Source organism: Candidatus Enterococcus avicola, from assembly GCF_047470845.1.
Lineage (GTDB): Bacteria > Bacillota > Bacilli > Lactobacillales > Enterococcaceae > Enterococcus_D > Enterococcus_D casseliflavus.
The window spans coordinates 43,583-60,063 of record NZ_JBLGTY010000008.1 but is presented as its reverse complement, the minus strand read 5'-3'; the positions used below and the strand labels follow the sequence as shown (position 1 = coordinate 60,063).

The window sequence follows — 16,481 nt, the reverse complement described above, 5'->3', positions numbered from 1 at the left end:
ATCGATAGTTCTCTTATGATACATCTTTAAGGATAAAAATAAATGTAAAATGAATAGAATATTGCAAAAAAATTATAGTTTTTATCTATTCAGTGAGAATAAGATAAAACTTTGTGATACACAGTACATTTAATTTGAAAATATTTAATTACAGCAGTAAGATAAATATATCAAATACTTAAGGAGTGATATCTATGACAAACTATGAAGAAAAGGAAGCAAAAGCATTGGTAAAAATTGCAGAGGTTCTTGATAAGTTAGATGAAAATTTAGCTGAATTAGACACACTAGATGCAGATGCAAAAAAACATAGTATGAAGAAATGGATCGTTGAGAAAAAAGCGATTCATGAAATCAAAAAGATCGCACACGAAGCCGGTAAGTATGAAAAGTACGATGAAAAAGCACTACAAAAAGAAATTGATGAAGTTGAGAAGTATATGTAATTGAAGAATAATAAGAAATTGTCACCATTATTCAGCAATTGAAATCTGAATTGATAAAAGCCAGATTTCAATTGAAGATTTAGAATTGACAATGATCTCAATAAGCCCATGCTCTTATGAGTGTGGGCTTATTTGTGTCAGTCACAAGAAGTAGCTCTCTGATAATAGTTGCGTTAAAAAACATGGGCCAAAATTTACTAATTGAAGGAATATTTAAGAAGATGCTAAAATTATTTTTCTTATTTTTGAAACGGTCTCCGCAACAGAGTAATGGGAAATATCAATTTTTCTTGAACGCAATTCAGTATATTTTGGTAACCTATCCAGTGAACGCTGTAAATCAGATAGTGTTCGTTTCCCGGTGGTTATATCTCCTTCAAAGTTTTTCTGCAATTTTTCTGGCGAGGCAATTAATGAGAAGTGTTGCACGTCAATATCTTCCAATGCGATGCCGTTCAAGACTCGATCCACAATTTTTTGCTCATCCATAACCCAGCAAAAATAAATGACGTTGATCATAGAGTTATTGATAAAAGAGTTTAACAGAAAATGGATATTGTTGATCACCATATCCTTATTCTCTTCATTGACGATAAACGGATTCATCATCCAGCACCAATCCCCGTCAAGGTAAACAGACTGCTTTGTTTGGATAGTTCTTCAGTTATAGTTGATTTACCAATTCCCATCGTACCACTGATCAATATAAGCTTTTTCATCAGACTACCGCCAGCTTTCATATAAAAAGTATTTTTTTCTCAATCCAAAAACGTGTTTAGATTTTTAACTGTGATCCAACCATTCTCTTTCCACAGCCCAATCTCTTCAGAGCAAGCTACTTTTTCACTCGGTTCCTCATGCAAAAACAATTGGATTTTCTGTCCGTACAGTAGTTTTCGAGTCAAAGCAAAGGTTGCTTCCGCAAAGCCAGCTGCACCGATATAACCGCAGATGCCATTTTTTTCTGTGTTATATAAATAAAAAATCTCGGCTTTTTCTATGTCTTTATAAAAGTCTACGAATAAGGTTGGAAACTGAGTAGAAAGATCGTCCGTGGCTTTTGGATAATTGATCACCTGATGACCATTTTCAGTAAGTGTATTCGTCAGTTCTTCAAAATCCTTTTGAAAAGCGATACTTCCAGAAATAATTATTTTTGACATGCTATGGCTCCTTGTCGTTGATTTACTTCATTATATCAGGATGAAGGTGCTAAGCGAGGGAAATTTAAGCTAACTTGTATCGCCAATCTAGTAATGGGAAGGACGAAATTATTGATTGAATTAAATTAATCTATCTATGAGAGACGTGTTTACTTAAAAGAAGACGATTAAAACCACAATACGAAAAAAGTCTGTTTTTTTAATTTTTTCATCGATTTTCTCTATTTTTTTGGGGAAAGGTTTCGTTTATTCTATACTTGTAAACGATCTCAAAGTGTTTAGATGGGGATTATTAGAATGATTTTTAGAATGTGGTCCTATTTTTTCTAAGAGCGAATTGACTATCAAGTTATAGATAGAATATTAGTTACAGTACAGTAGTTGGATTTTCATTAGAGTTAAAATAATGAAAGAAAAAGATGAAACGGGTGATTACATGGAAACAACATTTTTCATTTCGAAAAATACTTCTGTCACGTCAAAACAGTTGAAAAATGAAGTGATTGGACATGCTTGCGAGATCTTGCAGCGTGACATTTTAACCGTTGTGACAGACACGAGGAAGGCAAATGAAATTGAATTGGTTTTACTTGATGGAAAAAATGAAACGGATGCTTTTCATATGCTTTTCGTATCGTCAGATAAAGTAAAAGTGTGTGCTGAAACACCGTTAGGATTAATGTATGGGGTTCTTGAAATCTCACATAAAATTTTAGATGTTCAACCTTTTTGGTATTTTATGGAGATTCCCCCAATAAAAAAGCCGTTTATTAAATGGACAGATTTTGACTTAACATTGCCTGATTTTGCAACGGACTATCGGGGCTGGTTCGTTAATGATGAGTTGCTGCTGGATCAATGGGAAGATAATGGTTCAAATGAATATGTATGGGAACGTATTTATGAAACATTGTTACGTTTAGGCGGAAATGTCATCATCCCTGGAACAGATAAGAACAGTCATAGACATCGAGAAAGTGCGCAAGCGATGGGGTTGATCTATACACATCATCATGCCGAGCCACTAGGCGCTGAGATGTTTGCTAGAAGGTATCCTGGTTTGAAGGCTTCATATGAGGAACATTTTGCGTTGTTTCAGGAATTATGGAAAAAAGCCTTACACGAGCAAAAGGGTACCAACGTTATTTACACACTCGGTTTTCGGGGACAAGGGGATTGTCCTTTCTGGGCAGAAGATCTTGATCGACAGTTGTCAGCAGCGGAAAAAGCAGCAGTGATCAACGAAGTCGTCCATCTGCAATACCATATGGTTAAAGAAATCGATCCTCATGCAGTATGTTCAGTGAACATTTATGGGGAGATGACGGAATTATTTAATCTTGGCTTACTTGAGCTTCCAGATGATGTGATTGAGATTTGGGCGGATAATGGTTATGGCAAAATGGTTTCTCGTAGACAAGAAAATCACGATCCACGAGATGAAGTGTTAACAAACACATCAAAACCAAATCAATCAAGAGGAATCTATTATCACGTTGCCTTTCATGATTTACAAGCATCTAATTTCTTGACGATCTTGCCTAATAGCCCAGAATTTGTTTCTAGAGAGTTAATGGCGGTTAGAGAAGTCAAGATGGATAAGTTTGTCTTAGTCAATACAGGCAACATAAAACCGCATATTTTGTTCTTACAAGAAATAGCGAATTTCTGGCGAGCAGATTATCAGTTACGAACCAATCAAGAGATAATTTCAGAGCATGTAACACAATATTATCAAAATCAGCAAGAAGAGATCCAAGCTGTCTATGAAGCTTACTTTGAAGCGATTATTCGCTATGGAACACAGGAGGATCAAACCGCTGGGGACGAGTTTGCCTGTTATTTGATTCGAAAAATTATTCAATCTTGGCTCAAGCAAGAAACAAAAATTCCGAGGATAGAATGGTTGACGGGTGATCGGAAAATCAAGGAGCAAGTCACAGAAATTTTCTCTATGGTAGGAGAAAAGATAGCAGCCTGGGAGAATCTATTGCTGAGATGCCAGCAGATTACATCATCCCTTCAGGATAAACGTGCGCAAAATGCTCGCTTTTTTAATGATATTTACCTCTCAGTAGCCGTTCAATGCAAAACGTTAAAAGCATTGCTCCATTTGTTAGACGCTTATCAGATGATTGATCGGGAAGAAATGGTTTTTGTATTTGTAATAGTTTTCGATGCGTTAGAAGAAATCTATCAACTAATTCAAATACTGAAGGAAAATCCTAGTGATACATGGTATGATTTTTATGAAAATGATGGCTATACCAACCTAACATTGACAAAAGAGATGATCAAAAGTCTGTTGTCTTACATTCGTATCATTGGCGATGGTCCAGATCAAGATCAGTGGGAGAGAAAATATATTATGGATCCCACTGAATCAAGAGTTATGTTGCTTTCAAATACTAAAAAAGCGTTGACGGATGAAAAGTTAGCAAGAAAAATCAGAGTAGCCTTAATGTATTGAAATAAGTACTTTTAAAGACGCGAGTAGATCTCTTTACATTTTTTATTAATAATTTTAGTCATTATCTATGGATATATAGCCATGCAATTTTGGCCCGGATTTAGCGAACTTTCCAATTTCATAAAATAATTGTTCTTAAGCATCTTTTTGAGAAAAATTTCAAGTCATATATTTATAAACGGTTTTACGACAACTTCCTAGCCTACAGTGTTAGGAAGTTTTTGTGTAGAAAATCGATTGACTACAATAGCAAAAAAAGTTAATGTTTATTTATATATAATCATAAAAACGAAAATATATCTTGCAAAATGAATGTTTTATGGGCTTTTATGTAATAATGAACTTTCTAAAAATGATTTATTGAGGAGCGTCTTTTGAAAAACACCTTACTCTTTTACCTAAAATTAGAAACAAACAGCCTAAAGCATCGCTTTATAGTAGTATTCTTGCTGTTATTGCCGCTATTTTTTGTTTTCATTCAAAAAAATGTGACAGAAACGGTCGCAGCTATTGCTCAGGCACGACTATCATCTATCGATATCGCCTTGCAAAGTTATCAAAAAATTGATTTGACCGATGTCGAGAATACTGATGAGCGTTACCTTAGTCTTATTGATCAATCCAACGCTTTAGCAACCATGACACAATCTGCTATGTTAGAAAATCGCCAACGGTATCTGTCTGCCAGTATAGATTATGGTGAAAAAATGGAAACGTTCTATGAGCAATATGCCGCTGAAAGTGACCAATCCTTGTTTCCAAAACAGGCAAAAGTGGTTCAAGAAACAAGTGAGTTCACACAAGTACTTGCCAAAAGCAAAGAATTTCATTGGAATCAGCAAGGATTCAGTGACTACTGGAAAACCGTCTTTTTACTCTATAGCGCACTACTTTTTTATTTGACTGTTTTCTGGTCAGCAGATCTTTTTCTTTCAGAAGTGAAACGACCGCAGTTTTCCAACAGCTTACCTTTTAGAAAACGAGACCGAATTTTTATTCCTATCATCATTCGACTGGCAATTTGCACCATAGGGACCAGCTTGTTTTTGATCAGTGCTGTTTTTTGTTCTTTCTTTTTTGATCATGTTGATTTTTCATATCCTTTTGCCTATTGGTTGCGGGAAATTCAAGCAGTTGAATTTCTTCTCTTTTTGCTCTTGTATTTTCTGATGACGATTGTCATCACTGGCTTTGCCATTTGTTTAACCTCGTTCATTTTTACTGTAACGAAAGACGTCTTACAAACCTGCTTACTTGCTAGTTTACTTGGGGCATTACCGCTGATTGTTCCTAGTCGGATCTGGTTGCTTACACCATTTCAATTTCTGAATGTCTTCCAGCTGCTTCAAGGAGACTATGCTTTTGCCAGTGATTGGTCATTCTATTCTTTCTATTTCGCTCTGATCCTCTTGCTCATCTATACGGTCGCTCTTTTTTGGTTGACCACACAACGATTGAAAGGGGGATTAAGGAAATGACTATCTGGATGTTCGAATTAAAGCGACAGTTTCGCCAAAAAAGAACGTATGTCTCTTTTTTCCTGCTTTTCTTCTTAGGTGTCTACTATACGTTGCAGGTCGCATCCACTTTCGAGCCGATCGATAAAATCAATCGACCTGTTATCAACACCAGAGTTGCGGAAAGGCAGACATTTCTAGAAAATACTACTGTGGATGAAAATACTCACTTTTATGTTCATTATGCGCTGAGTGTATTTCCGATTTGGAACAAATGGGATCAAATGCGATTAGCAGCGATCGATGATCATGATTGGCGGCAATACGCTGAAGCCACGAGTGAATGGTATCGATTTTCTGACGAGCAGCTATTCGCAAACGATATTGGGGTTCTTCGTTACGACATTCCTTATTATTTAAACAATAATCCGAATGCAAAAATCGATGGACATTACGACTATCAAAAAAATATCTTGAAATATCAGGAATTTGCCCGCTATGAGGGGGAGGTGACAGCACAAGCCTTGGAGGAAAAAACGGCTTTGCAGGCCTTGCTCAGAAGCAGTGAAACGATCTTGCCAATGGCTTTGCTTTTCTTTTTCATTTTAGGAATTAGTGATAGTTTTACACGGGACCAAAAACATGAGACACTGCTTGCGACATTTCCATTGCGCAAGTCTCGCAGATTTTTAGCCAAAGCTGCAGCTGGGTTAGCGTATGGACTCAGCTTGCTTTTACCAGTCATGGCTTGCGTTTTTCTCTATAGCTTTACCCATGAAGTTGGGCGCTTAGATTATCCAGTGGCGGTTTATTGGACGAGTGGTATCGAAGTGAATTTTGTTTTATCGACGTTGGGAAACGTGTTGCTTCGTTGCCTTGCTCTCTATGTGTTGTTCCTGATTCTTGGTTTTCTATTTACGTTTTTACTAAATAAGTGGTTTTCTTCCCAGATTATTAGTGCGATGTTTTCATTGCTGCTGCTTGTTTCCAGTAATTTTTATCTGGTTCGAGGTGGCGGAGCATACAATAGCTGGCATTTTTTCCCCACTTCTTTTGTTAGTATTGGGAAGGTCGTATTGGGGAGAAGCTGGTTTGATTATTATGATCCTCGGATGCGTTTTGATTTCGGAGTCAGGGTCTTATTAGCCTGGATCGTTAGTTTAACGGGTTTGCTTCTGCTTACCTATCTGATTGAAGGGAGACGAAAAAAATGTTGAGCATTCAGAATTTATCCGTCAATTTTGGAGATAAGCAGATCCTAAAAAATATTTCCTTTGAATTGCCAGAAAAGGCGATTATTGGTTTAGTAGCGCCAAATGGTACTGGCAAGACCACAATGATGAAAGCAATCATGGGACAAGTACCGCGTTTTTCTGGTGAGATAACATTAAACGGCGAAGATTACACTTCGCTAAAGAAAAAAAGCCGCTTATTAGAAAATGTATCTCTATTACCAGATCAAAGTGAATTGTTCGAGGAATTTACCGGTATTGAACATCTTGACCTATACAAAAGTATTTGGAAGTCATCAAAGAAGGTTGAAACGATCGTTAGTCTGCTACAAATGGAAGATTATGCAAAAAACCGCGTAGCGACCTATTCATTAGGCATGCGTCAACGGCTCTGTTTTGCGATGCAAGTAATCGGGGATACGTCATATATGTTCATGGACGAAGTGATGAACGGACTGGATCCTACCAATGTTTTATTGGTTTCGACTATTTTGCAGCAGCTGGCTGCAGAAGGAAAAGCGATCATGGTTTCTTCTCATATTTTGTATAATTTGGAGGAGATCTCTCAGCAGATCTTATTTCTGAAAGATGGGGTTATGTTTGAATACAATGATCCTAAAAAATCATTGATGGAAAAATATCAGGAGATTTATGTGAAGGGCCAATAATAAAAGGACAACCGTCAATTAAAAAGAGAGAAGCAAAAGACAACTCTTTTTTGCTCTCTCTTTATTCATTTTGTTCTTCGAAAAATGAAAAACATATCCAACTATTCGGTTCTGGGGATGTTGAAATCCGCAAAACTTTTTAATAGTAACTTTGAATCATTAAGAACGGATGATTTAGTAAGGATTTCCCGATGAGTCGGTATCGATCACAGCACCTTCAGGTGTTACTCGGAAAAATCCTATTGTCCCCGATCCGCCTTGATTACGAATCGAAATGCTTGTACCTCGGAAAAGATAATCAGCACCAACCATCCCGAAAAATGCGAATGTATAATCGTCATTTTTCATTTCTGGTCTAGCGGCATACAGCATTTCTAATGCTTGATCTTCCATAGAAAGCGTACCGTCAGCATTCGCTTGTGTATTTGAATCAGTCGCAATATCTGATGATTGGATTTGTGTGTTCTGTGTAACAGATGATTGGCTGGGAATTGTTCCAGTTGTTGTTTCAGCTATTGATTCATTTGTAGAAGAGGAACTGGAAAGAGTACTTTCACTTGTAAGCGAAGTGCGAGTAGTGCTTTCTTTGGTTGATACACTATCCGAGGTACCTGTGCTACAAGCTGCAAGACCCAACATTGAACATAAAAAATAGGCAATAAATATTTTTTTCATGTATTTTCTCCTTTTAAGTAAAATTATACCAACTTATTTCTTTTATCTTAATAATACATCTATCTCATTCTAATTACTAGTAAATAGAATGAAGAATCTCAGATTTTTTTTACTATGTCTCAGTTGCTTAAACAGTATTCTCGCTTCCTCAGGTTTCCCGTATGAAATGATTATTGAGCTCTTTAAAAGAAATTTTCATAGTTTCTTATCCGTAATTTAATTATCTTTTCTAAATCATCATTTTAAGGCATTCCTGTATTATCAAGATTTTGATATCACAGGGAAAAAGGTTAATTATAGAAAGGTATCAAAGGTTGCGTTTTTATCCTAATCAAAGTAATAAATTTTCACTGTTTTTTTCACAAATTTCTCTTTTAAAGAACTCTATGAATGACTGTGACTCGTTACTTAAAATTTCTTTTTTTCGTTTAATCCAACCGATTCTTATGAATACCTGGCAATTCTTGATAGGAATCGTTTTTATTCCATATTGGTTGAACTCATTTTTGCTGATCGACGGTCCAAAACGAAAAACATCTGTTTTTTGCAGCATTGTAATGATACTGGAATTGTCATTTGTATATATTACTTTATCCAACTCGGCAAGGCGGATACCGTCAATTTCGAGATAAAAACTTAAACTGGAATAGTAATCATCTGGTTTTCGTATGACAGGGAAGCTTCTTAACTCTTCCATTGAAATCATTTTGGAATGGTATAACGGATTCTTTTTTCCGAGATTAACATACCAAGTATCGGTCATCCATTCAGTATAAAGCAAGTGCTTGTGTCTCAAAATGTTTTTTATTTCTCTTGACTGTGCTTCATTGTACATAATGATTCCAATTTCAGCATCCGATTTTTCCACTTTTTCAATTACATCATTAAGCCGACATTGTTCAAAATTGATTACAAGGGGATGGAAATCATATACATTATAAAAATCTGCAATAACTTTTTCGACTGTAATCAAGGGATAAGAAGCAATGTTTAAGACTTTACGGGATTTTTCTTGCGGAATTTTTTTGATCATCTCTAATTGTGCCAAAATCGTTTTTGAATATTGAGCGAGCTTTTCGCCATTTTCTGTGAGTATAACCCCTTTATTTGTACGAATAAATAACTTAGTACCGATTTCCTCTTCAAGCATTTGCATCGATTTACTTAAACTCGGCTGTGATAAATATAGATTATTCGCTGCTCGATTCATGCTTTTTGCTTTAATTATTTCATTGAAATAAATTAATTGCTGAAACTGCATGGTTTCCTCCTCTTTGGTATAACGAATAGTTATACCCAGACTATAACAAATTGATTATGCGAATTGCAAGAAAATTCTGATACTATTAAGTTAAGATAACGAGAACGTTCTCAGATGTGTTCCTATTTCAACCTAAGGAGGCAACAATATGGACAAGCTGCAAACAAAAAATAAAATGATTATGAAGCAAATCGACACCTATGTGGAGAGTAAAAGAACCGAGATGATTGAGTTATGGGAGGAACTGGTCAACATTGAAAGTGGGCCAAAGCAAAAAGAAGGAGTGGCAAAAGTAATCAGCGTAATTAAGTCAGAGCTGGAAGATATTGGATTAGAAACAAAGGTCCTCTCAATGCCTAACGCGGGAGATGTGTTCACAGCCTTTTGGAAAAATACCAACAAGGAAAAACCAATCATCTTTCTTGGGCACACGGATACCGTTTTTCAACCAGGAGTAATAAAAAAGTTTCCATTTTCTATCGATGATAATGGCTTTGCACATGGTCCCGGTGTTCTCGATATGAAAGGCGGACTGGTTATCGCTCTTTATACGATCAAAGCATTAAAAGAAATCGGCTACACACGTTACCCGATAAAGTTAGTCCTTGCGGGTGATGAAGAAACGATGCACAAGGACTCCACAGCAGCCGAAGTGCTGGCTTCTGAAATAAGAGGGGCTGCCGCTGCATTGAACTTCGAAACAGGTTACCAAGATGATGGTATAGTTGTTGGACGAAAAGGCGGAGGGATCATATCCTTAAAAATCAAAGGTATAGCTGCCCATTCCGGCATTGAGCCCGAAAAAGGAAGAAGTGCCATCTTGGAAGCAGCGTATAAAATTATTGAGCTTGAAAAAGAAAACGACATCTCGGTAGGAAAACTGCTGAATTGTGGAATGGTCAACGGAGGGATAGGTGAAAATACGATTCCAGAAGAATGTGAGATCCGTATTGCTTATCGATTTCCAACCATGAAAATTAAAAATGAGATTGTTTCAGCTGTAGACCGAATTGCAAAAACAAGCTTTATTGATGGAACAACAGCAAAAATAAATCTTGAGATGGGCATGGATTGTATGGAAACTACCCCTGAAGTAATGGCATTATTTGAACACTTTAAACAAGCAGCTCTTGATTCAGGATATGGATCGATTCATCCGTTTTCTGTTGGAGGAATTTCTGATTCAGCGATCGCTGTAGTTAATGGCGTCCCAACTTTATGCGGATTGGGATGTAAAGGGAAGAATAATCACACATTGAATGAATATGCCGAGGTTGAATCTTTATTTTCAAGAACAAAATTAGCAGCTGCAGCTGTCTATCAATATCCATAAGAGATGGGAGAGGTCCGAATGAAAACGAAGATCAAAAGTTGGTTGTCACTGATTTTGTTAGTTGTTATTCTGTCTGGCGCATTTAGAGAAAGTGATTCATTCTTGAGAGTTTTCGATTTTACCAATCTCAGCGGGCAATTCGGTTTGATTGGTGATACGAATACAAACTTTTTGGGAACTGGCGGTTTTGGTGCAAGAGAGGGATTCTTAGTGGGCTTGAATTTATTGCCGGCGATCATGCTCTTTTGCGGATTACTTGATGTATTCGAGCATTTAGGTGTTTATGAAGCTTCGCAAAAACTATTCAGTCCAATACTCAAACCTTTATTAGGCATTCCAGGAAGTGCAGGCGTTGCATTTATCAGTAGTTTTACAGGTTCTGATGTAGCTGCAGTAATGACTCGGGATTTAGTAGAAAAAAAAGAAATGACAGATGGGCAAAGAACCGCATTTGTTGCTTACCAATATGCAGGATCGGCGCCTATCAACAATACAATAACTGGCGGCGCTCCATTACTTTTGATCAGTCCAATCGCATTAGGACCTATCTTGCTCGTTCAAATCATTTGTAAAATAGTTGGCGCCAATCTTGTTCGATACCTTATAAACAAACAAGACAAGCGTAAAGTTTCTATGGAGAAGAGAGGAAATCAGACATGACAGGAAAACAAAATGATATTGGGATGACACCTTCAGTGGTTGATATTTTTTTAAAAGATTGTGCCAAGGGATTTCAAGTTGCTGTAAAAAATATTATTCCCGCAATGATACTTGGCTATACATTGATTTATGTTTTGACCGAAACAGGCCTGTTAGATATCTTGGGAAACATTTTTTCTCCAGTTATGGGCTTGTTTGGTCTGCCAGGTGCGGCTGTCGCAGTTCTAATTTCGGCTTTTTTCGCCAAGGCATCTGGGTGTGCTACAGCTGCTACTTTATACGCTTCCGGCGTATTAACAGTAGGACAAGCAACGATGCTATTTCCCGCATGCATCTTGATGGGGACTTTGATTGGTCATTACGCAAGAATTGTGTTAGTCGCTGGAACGAATAAAAAATGGCACTTATTTATGCTGTTTATTCCTGTTTTTGATGCGTTTCTATCTTTACTGATTATGCGTTTTATTTTGTCGCTTATGAATATTCAATAATGTATTAATTTGATAATATACTGTCCGCTCATCATAGATCGATAACCGGGGTATTTTATAAATCATATCTAGGAGGTTTTATGATGGAAAGAAAATATGTTGCAGAACCATTTAGAATCAAAGCAGTAGAACCGTTAAAGATGTTAAGTCGTGCCGAACGGGTTAAAAAAATCAAAGAGGCAAACTACAATCTGTTTCACTTACGAGGAGAAGATTGTTACATTGACCTTTTGACTGATTCAGGTACAAATGCTATGAGCCAGACCCAATGGGCAGGTGTAATGCAAGGAGACGAGGCCTATGCCGGTTCATCCAGCTACTATAAATTAATCGAAGCTGGAAAGGACATTTTTGACTATGGGTATATTCAACCTGTACACCAAGGTCGTGCGGCAGAAAAAGTGCTGCTTCCATTGTTTTTATCAGAAGGAATGTTCGCTATTTCCAATATGTTTTTCGACACGACACGAGCTCACGTGATCTTAGCAGGAGCCAGACCCATTGACTGTGTAATTGAAGAAGCTAAGAATCCGCATATTCGAGCGAAGTTCAAAGGGAATATGGATGTTGAAAAACTGGAGAAAACGATTCTCGAAAAAGGATCAGACAATGTCGGATTAGTTGTAATGACAATTACGAATAACTCGGCAGGAGGACAACCTGTTTCAATGAAAAACTTGCAAGAAGTGTCAGATATTTGTAAAAAGTATGAGATTCCACTTTGTATTGATGCCGCTCGTTTTGCTGAAAATGCGCACTTCATCAAACGTGATGAAGAAGGATACCAAGACAAAGCGGTGAAAGAAATCGTTCGAGAGATGTTTCAATACGGAGACATGTTTACAATGTCAGCAAAAAAAGATGCCATTGTCAATATGGGCGGCTTGTTAGGGATCAAAGAGAAAGAATCACCACTTGTTCTTAAAGTGAAAGCAAACTGTATAAGCTATGAAGGATTTTTCACTTATGGTGGATTAGCAGGTCGTGATCTTGAAGCGATGGCAATAGGTTTGTATGAAGGAATAGATGAAAATTATTTGAAGTATCGGATCGGACAAATGGAGTATTTGGCTTCGCGACTAGATGAAGCGGGGATTGCCTATCAATCTCCAGTTGGCGGACATGGTGTTTTCATTGATGCAGCAGAGATGTATCCACAAATTCCTTATTATGAGTATCCAGGACAGACATTGTGTATTGAGCTCTATAAAGAAGCAGGTATACGTACCTGCGACATTGGGTCGTATATGTTAGGCAACGATCCAGATACGAACAAACAATTAGAAGCCGACTTTGAATTCAGCCGTCTTGCAATTCCAAGAAGAGTCTATACGCAGTCTCATCTGGACACTATAGCAGATGCGTTGATTTCAGTGAAAAAACGAGCACATACGATCCAACAGGATTATAAGATAACATGGGAACCACCAATTCTTCGCCACTTCCAAGCGCATTTAGCTCCTTTAAACTGAGGCGCTTGAAATGAAAAGAATTATTCATACAAAAGAAGCACCGCAAGCTATCGGCCCATAATCCCAAGGAATCACAACGAAAGATTTGTTTTCCTTTCTGGATAGTTCGGAATCAACCCAAAAATAATGAACTGACCAAGGGCATTATTGACCAGACAGAGCACATATTCACAAATATTCAGCGGATGCTAGCAGCTGTTGATCTTCAATTCAGTCATATTCTAAAAGTCACTGTATTTTAAAGGACATCAAGCATATGAGTGATGTGAATGCTGTTTTTATCCGGTATCTTATCTTTCAAAACCCTATCCAGCACGCAGTGCATTTCAAATTGCTGAGCTGCCGCTAAATGCTTTAATTGAAATTGAAGTGATAGCGGGAAATCCCGTAAAATATTTATCCTAGTTTCGAAGCAAAAAAATCCAGCGATCAGCTGGATTTTTTGTTTAGTGAATTTATCTGGTTTGCAATTCCCTCCATCAAACGTTAAAAATAGAAGGGAAGATGAGAAAGAATGCTTACTCTTAAGTATTTGATCTATACTCATTACGAATCACCAATCTTCCATTTTAGTCCGGTTGAGCAGACAGACCTCCTTGTAAAATTACCAAGCGGAGTTGGACGATGCCAGTCATCGAAGAACAACGGACAAAACGAAGACAGTTTTCTCAGTCAATCCTAGGCGTTGATCAAAAATGTAATTTTCTCCTCATACCCGGAGTGACACCGTAAACTTCTTTAAATTTTTGGTAAAAGAAATTAATATTCTCAAAGCCGACTTGCTGCGAAATATCAACGATATCCATGTCGGTTGAAAGTAAAAAACGATCTGCTGCCAAGATACGTTGATTGATTACAAGTTTTTTGTAAGAATAGCCGGTATGTTTTTTTAAAAGATTGGACAGATAATTGGGATTAAGGTTGAATTGTTCCGATAATTCTTTCAAAGTCAAATTTGCGTAATTTTTCTCGATGTATTTCAAAATTGGAACAATCGGGCTCTTTCGATATTGATCGGAACGGTCCGTATAAGAATCTTGATAGATATTCACAAGATCCGAAATGATCAAACTCAACAATCCTTCACAAATGTCGGTATATGCTGTGGAACGATCAAACCATTCGCATAACAACTCTTTAAAAAAGAACTGTAGACGTGTCCTTGTTTCTGAAGCAAAATGAATAAATCGATCATGTTTCATTCCATGAGTGATGGCTTCAATAAAAAATGAAGTCAAAACGCTGTCCGAGGAAAAACGGTTGAAGAAATTTGCAGTTAAATAGTACTTGGGAATAATCAAATTAATGAGAATATCATCTTCGCCAAGCGGTTCAATCTTGTGAACAGTATTTGCATCCATCAGCAAAATTTGCCCTTCATACAGAAAATGTGGTTCATTGTTAATGATCTGCTGACATTTTCCAGCATACATATAGTTAAATTCAATCCAATCATGACAGTGAATAGGATAATTCTGAAAACGAGAATGTCGTTTTATAAAAAACGGCTGATCTTTAGTAATCATCTGTGAATCTGTCAGTTCCATACAAAGAACTTCTTGATCGTTAACAACTACTTTTTTAAAATCTGAATAGTCGGGTTTTAAATTGCCGTCACGGTAAGCTTCTTCATGAGAAGAAACTTCACGGATCAAGTTGTCTAGCGCTAAATGGTCCATCGTTTTACTCCTTTTTTTCGATTTTAACAATCCGTTATCGAGTAGTCAAATCTGTGTTTTTGTTAAAAAGAAAGCGTTTATTGATATTCGCGTCAGTAGAATAATTTGTTATATTGAAAACAAGTTGAAATTGAAGGCGCTATCAAATCAACAATAAATGATTGGAAGGAAATATTATGAAAGAAAAAATCACAGGTTATTTCGATAAATTAAGTCCTTTTTTTGACAAATTAGGCAACAATGCTTATTTAAAATCGATCTCCGGTGCGATGATGGGGACACTAGGTCCTATTTTGATCGGCTCGATCGCTGTTTTACTTCTAGTATTACCTAATAGTCTTCCAGCACTTTCATTTTTAGCTGGTTTCGCAAATGTTTTTAGCAAACTAAATCAAATAACTATTGGCTCGATGGCTGTTTATGTCGTGGTATTAATGGCTTATCATTTAGTGAAAAATCTACGTCCGTCAGAAGATGGTATTTCCGCTGCTATTATCGCATTGCTTTGTTTCTTTATCATTACCCCTCTAGGTACAACGACGGACGAAGTCAGCGCGATTCCAGCTACTTGGCTAAGTGCACAAGGAGTATTTTCCGCAATGATCGTTGGTTTGGTAAGTGGAAGAGTATATATTTGGCTGAAAGACAAAGGTTGGACGATCAAAATGCCAGCAGGTGTACCTCCTATGGTAACAAAAGTATTTGAATCAATTTTGCCTACGGTTCTTATCAGTGTGCTCTTCATTGTATTAAATTCACTCTTTGAAGCAACCAGCTTCGGCAACATGCATCAGTTTGTTTACAGTATCATACAAGAACCGCTTCAAGGGATCGGAGGATCAATCAGTGCAGTCATTCTGATCTCACTGATTCAACAGGTTTTGTGGTTTTTCGGTATTCATGGAACAAATGTCGTTATGCCGATCGTTCAAGCCCTGTGGATGGCAATGGACGTCGAGAACTTAAACGCTGTTGCGGCAGGCCAAACACCGCCAAACATTACTGGCTATGCATTCTTTATGATCATAACTTGGAGCGGTATGGGCTTAGGATTAGCATTATTAATGCTGCGAGCGAAAAGCAAGCAGTATCGAGAAACAGGGAAAGTCGCAATTGTTCCAGCTCTTTTCGGAATCACTGAACCATTGATTTTTGGTACGCCTTTGGTATTAAACTTTAAATTAGCGGTACCATTCATTACCAATAATAGCATTGCTTTAATTTTAGCTTATGTTTTAACACGTTTTGGATTTGTCGCTCGTTTTACTGGTGTTACTGCCATTTTCGGTTTACCAATTGGGTTCCATGCAGCTGTTCAAGGGAAACTATCGATTATCATTCTACAGTTGTTCATTCAACTGATTTTGTCACCGATATTATGGTATCCGTGGTTTAAAAAGCTGGATAAAGAAACCTATCAATTGGAACAAGCCGCATTGAAGGAGAAAGTGTAAACTCGATGAAGAAAGCGGCT

At 37.2% G+C, this 16,481-nt stretch carries 18 protein-coding genes; 11 read left to right on the top strand and 7 right to left on the bottom strand.

The window, feature by feature from the left end; genetic code table 11:
- Window positions 1-194: 194 nt before the first annotated feature.
- Entirely contained in the window at window positions 195-446 is a 252-nt protein-coding gene (locus tag ACI3E5_RS08810; RefSeq protein WP_015509648.1) for a hypothetical protein, read from the top strand.
- 213 nt (window positions 447-659) lie between these two features.
- On the opposite strand, the gene ACI3E5_RS08805 is transcribed toward ACI3E5_RS08810, so the two are convergent.
- From ACI3E5_RS08805 to ACI3E5_RS08795, 3 genes are read right to left on the bottom strand one after another with little or no spacing between them, the layout of a single operon-like run.
- Complete coding sequence (locus tag ACI3E5_RS08805; RefSeq protein ID WP_221928418.1) at window positions 660-1,055, bottom strand: hypothetical protein; 396 nt, start codon at window positions 1,053-1,055, stop codon at window positions 660-662.
- Window positions 1,052-1,165, bottom strand: a complete 114-nt coding sequence (locus tag ACI3E5_RS08800) for an AAA family ATPase (RefSeq protein ID WP_221928419.1) — start codon at window positions 1,163-1,165, stop codon at window positions 1,052-1,054. Before ACI3E5_RS08800 ends, ACI3E5_RS08805 begins: the two co-directional genes overlap by 4 nt.
- 39 nt (window positions 1,166-1,204) lie before the next feature.
- On the bottom strand, window positions 1,205-1,609 hold the full coding sequence (locus tag ACI3E5_RS08795) for a hypothetical protein (RefSeq protein WP_118215235.1): 405 nt from the start codon (window positions 1,607-1,609) through the stop codon (window positions 1,205-1,207).
- Window positions 1,610-2,015: 406 nt separating this feature from the next.
- Here ACI3E5_RS08795 and ACI3E5_RS08790 point away from each other — a divergent pair, with 406 nt between their 5' ends.
- The 4 genes from ACI3E5_RS08790 (at window position 2,016) to ACI3E5_RS08775 (ending at window position 7,436) form a co-directional block, all read left to right on the top strand.
- Window positions 2,016-4,079, top strand: a complete 2,064-nt coding sequence (locus ACI3E5_RS08790) for a glycosyl hydrolase 115 family protein (protein ID WP_438781322.1) — start codon at window positions 2,016-2,018, stop codon at window positions 4,077-4,079.
- A 374-nt stretch (window positions 4,080-4,453) separates the two neighbouring features.
- Window positions 4,454-5,557, top strand: coding sequence for a hypothetical protein (locus ACI3E5_RS08785; RefSeq protein WP_194185378.1), 1,104 nt, complete (start codon window positions 4,454-4,456; stop codon window positions 5,555-5,557).
- The gene (locus tag ACI3E5_RS08780) at window positions 5,554-6,753 is read left to right on the top strand and encodes a Tat pathway signal sequence domain protein (RefSeq protein ID WP_194185379.1); all 1,200 of its coding nucleotides are present in this window, start codon (window positions 5,554-5,556) and stop codon (window positions 6,751-6,753) included. Before ACI3E5_RS08785 ends, ACI3E5_RS08780 begins: the two co-directional genes overlap by 4 nt.
- Window positions 6,747-7,436: an ABC transporter ATP-binding protein gene (locus ACI3E5_RS08775; RefSeq protein WP_194185380.1), complete on the top strand. Its 690-nt coding sequence runs from the start codon at window positions 6,747-6,749 to the stop codon at window positions 7,434-7,436. The genes ACI3E5_RS08780 and ACI3E5_RS08775 overlap by 7 nt, the downstream gene beginning before the upstream one ends.
- 174 nt (window positions 7,437-7,610) lie before the next feature.
- On the opposite strand, the gene ACI3E5_RS08770 is transcribed toward ACI3E5_RS08775, so the two are convergent.
- A complete protein-coding gene (locus tag ACI3E5_RS08770) occupies window positions 7,611-8,111 on the bottom strand; it encodes a hypothetical protein (protein ID WP_005226030.1) in 501 nt (166 codons plus the stop codon).
- Between the two features lie 331 nt (window positions 8,112-8,442).
- Window positions 8,443-9,372 carry a LysR family transcriptional regulator gene (locus ACI3E5_RS08765; RefSeq protein WP_194185381.1) on the bottom strand — a complete coding sequence of 310 codons (930 nt, stop codon included), beginning with the start codon at window positions 9,370-9,372 and terminating at the stop codon, window positions 8,443-8,445.
- Between the two features lie 148 nt (window positions 9,373-9,520).
- Between ACI3E5_RS08765 and ACI3E5_RS08760 the strand changes: the two genes are divergently transcribed.
- From ACI3E5_RS08760 to ACI3E5_RS08740, 5 genes are all read left to right on the top strand, one after another.
- Window positions 9,521-10,705, top strand: coding sequence for a M20 family metallopeptidase (locus ACI3E5_RS08760; protein WP_194185382.1), 1,185 nt, complete (start codon window positions 9,521-9,523; stop codon window positions 10,703-10,705).
- Window positions 10,706-10,723: 18 nt separating this feature from the next.
- Window positions 10,724-11,365, top strand: coding sequence for a nucleoside recognition domain-containing protein (locus tag ACI3E5_RS08755; protein ID WP_010748307.1), 642 nt, complete (start codon window positions 10,724-10,726; stop codon window positions 11,363-11,365).
- Entirely contained in the window at window positions 11,362-11,856 is a 495-nt protein-coding gene (locus ACI3E5_RS08750; protein ID WP_194185383.1) for a nucleoside recognition domain-containing protein, read from the top strand. Before ACI3E5_RS08755 ends, ACI3E5_RS08750 begins: the two co-directional genes overlap by 4 nt.
- A gap of 83 nt (window positions 11,857-11,939) precedes the next feature.
- Window positions 11,940-13,328: a tryptophanase gene (locus tag ACI3E5_RS08745; protein WP_194185384.1), complete on the top strand. Its 1,389-nt coding sequence runs from the start codon at window positions 11,940-11,942 to the stop codon at window positions 13,326-13,328.
- Between the two features lie 26 nt (window positions 13,329-13,354).
- Complete coding sequence (locus ACI3E5_RS08740) at window positions 13,355-13,570, top strand: Rid family hydrolase (RefSeq protein ID WP_411814121.1); 216 nt, start codon at window positions 13,355-13,357, stop codon at window positions 13,568-13,570.
- Here the strand turns inward: ACI3E5_RS08740 and ACI3E5_RS08735 are convergent.
- Window positions 13,567-13,875: a hypothetical protein gene (locus ACI3E5_RS08735; protein WP_034695606.1), complete on the bottom strand. Its 309-nt coding sequence runs from the start codon at window positions 13,873-13,875 to the stop codon at window positions 13,567-13,569. The genes ACI3E5_RS08740 and ACI3E5_RS08735 overlap by 4 nt on opposite strands.
- 142 nt (window positions 13,876-14,017) lie before the next feature.
- A complete protein-coding gene (locus ACI3E5_RS08730; protein ID WP_194185385.1) occupies window positions 14,018-15,007 on the bottom strand; it encodes an AraC family transcriptional regulator in 990 nt (329 codons plus the stop codon).
- 176 nt (window positions 15,008-15,183) lie between these two features.
- On the opposite strand from ACI3E5_RS08730, the gene ACI3E5_RS08725 reads away from it, so the two are divergent.
- The gene (locus tag ACI3E5_RS08725) at window positions 15,184-16,461 is read left to right on the top strand and encodes a PTS sugar transporter subunit IIC (protein WP_194185386.1); all 1,278 of its coding nucleotides are present in this window, start codon (window positions 15,184-15,186) and stop codon (window positions 16,459-16,461) included.
- Window positions 16,462-16,481: the final 20 nt, after the last annotated feature.

Bases quoted from the DNA above. Each gene is read 5' to 3' on its own strand.
- ACI3E5_RS08725 (WP_194185386.1), top strand. From the start codon at position 15,184: ATGAAAGAAAAAATCACAGGTTATTTCGATAAATTAAGTCCTTTTTTT.
- ACI3E5_RS08760 (WP_194185382.1), top strand. From the start codon at position 9,521: ATGGACAAGCTGCAAACAAAAAATAAAATGATTATGAAGCAAATCGAC.
- ACI3E5_RS08750 (WP_194185383.1), top strand. From the start codon at position 11,362: ATGACAGGAAAACAAAATGATATTGGGATGACACCTTCAGTGGTTGAT.
- ACI3E5_RS08800 (WP_221928419.1), bottom strand. From the start codon at position 1,165: ATGAAAAAGCTTATATTGATCAGTGGTACGATGGGAATTGGTAAATCA.
- ACI3E5_RS08755 (WP_010748307.1), top strand. From the start codon at position 10,724: ATGAAAACGAAGATCAAAAGTTGGTTGTCACTGATTTTGTTAGTTGTT.
- ACI3E5_RS08795 (WP_118215235.1), bottom strand. From the start codon at position 1,609: ATGTCAAAAATAATTATTTCTGGAAGTATCGCTTTTCAAAAGGATTTT.
- ACI3E5_RS08810 (WP_015509648.1), top strand. From the start codon at position 195: ATGACAAACTATGAAGAAAAGGAAGCAAAAGCATTGGTAAAAATTGCA.
- ACI3E5_RS08790 (WP_438781322.1), top strand. From the start codon at position 2,016: ATGAAAGAAAAAGATGAAACGGGTGATTACATGGAAACAACATTTTTC.
- ACI3E5_RS08765 (WP_194185381.1), bottom strand. From the start codon at position 9,372: ATGCAGTTTCAGCAATTAATTTATTTCAATGAAATAATTAAAGCAAAA.
- ACI3E5_RS08735 (WP_034695606.1), bottom strand. From the start codon at position 13,875: ATGAGTATAGATCAAATACTTAAGAGTAAGCATTCTTTCTCATCTTCC.
- ACI3E5_RS08775 (WP_194185380.1), top strand. From the start codon at position 6,747: ATGTTGAGCATTCAGAATTTATCCGTCAATTTTGGAGATAAGCAGATC.
- ACI3E5_RS08805 (WP_221928418.1), bottom strand. From the start codon at position 1,055: ATGATGAATCCGTTTATCGTCAATGAAGAGAATAAGGATATGGTGATC.
- ACI3E5_RS08745 (WP_194185384.1), top strand. From the start codon at position 11,940: ATGGAAAGAAAATATGTTGCAGAACCATTTAGAATCAAAGCAGTAGAA.
- ACI3E5_RS08780 (WP_194185379.1), top strand. From the start codon at position 5,554: ATGACTATCTGGATGTTCGAATTAAAGCGACAGTTTCGCCAAAAAAGA.
- ACI3E5_RS08730 (WP_194185385.1), bottom strand. From the start codon at position 15,007: ATGGACCATTTAGCGCTAGACAACTTGATCCGTGAAGTTTCTTCTCAT.
- ACI3E5_RS08770 (WP_005226030.1), bottom strand. From the start codon at position 8,111: ATGAAAAAAATATTTATTGCCTATTTTTTATGTTCAATGTTGGGTCTT.